General features: G+C 56.6%; 1 protein-coding gene. It reads left to right on the top strand.

Going from position 1 to position 525, the window contains the following annotated elements; all coding sequences use genetic code 11:
• Positions 1–525 (top strand): hypothetical protein (locus tag ACYVG7_RS09860; RefSeq protein ID WP_460882964.1); only part of this gene is annotated, 525 nt, incomplete at both ends.

The raw sequence follows: 525 nt of genomic DNA, 5'->3' as shown, positions 1-525 counted from the left end.
GCGGATGGCGTGACCACCTCTGCGGTGAGCTATGTCTATGACAGCAGTAATCGTCTATATCAGGTGAACAATGCCCTGGGTGGAGCGCTCGGTAACTACACCACCACCTACCTGTATGACGGCGCCAGTACCCGTATTCGCCAAATCAGCCAGAGTGATGGCAGTCAGGTCAATGTCACCTATCAGTTGGTCGGCAGTAATTATCTGGTTCGTACCGCCACCAATGGCACCGACCAGACGCTGACCTACACCTATGGGGCTGGCAGCACGACCATTACCGATGGTCAGGGCCGTAACTGGGTGTACCAGTTTGATAGTGCCGAGCGCCTGACTCAGGTGACCTCACCGGCCAGCAACAGTGTCGATGGTGCGGTGGCATCGGTGGTGACCGCCTTTACTTACAATGCCAGCGGCCTCCTCACTCAAGTCAAGGATGTGGCCACCAATGTCGTGACTGCCACCTATACCTACGATGCCTTGGGCAATCGCACCAGTCAGGTGGCAGCCGATGGCAGTCGAACTGAT

Source organism: Pseudaeromonas pectinilytica (assembly GCF_054780855.1).
Note: the sequence above shows the minus strand (reverse complement) of the source record. Positions and strands in the feature narration are given on the sequence as shown.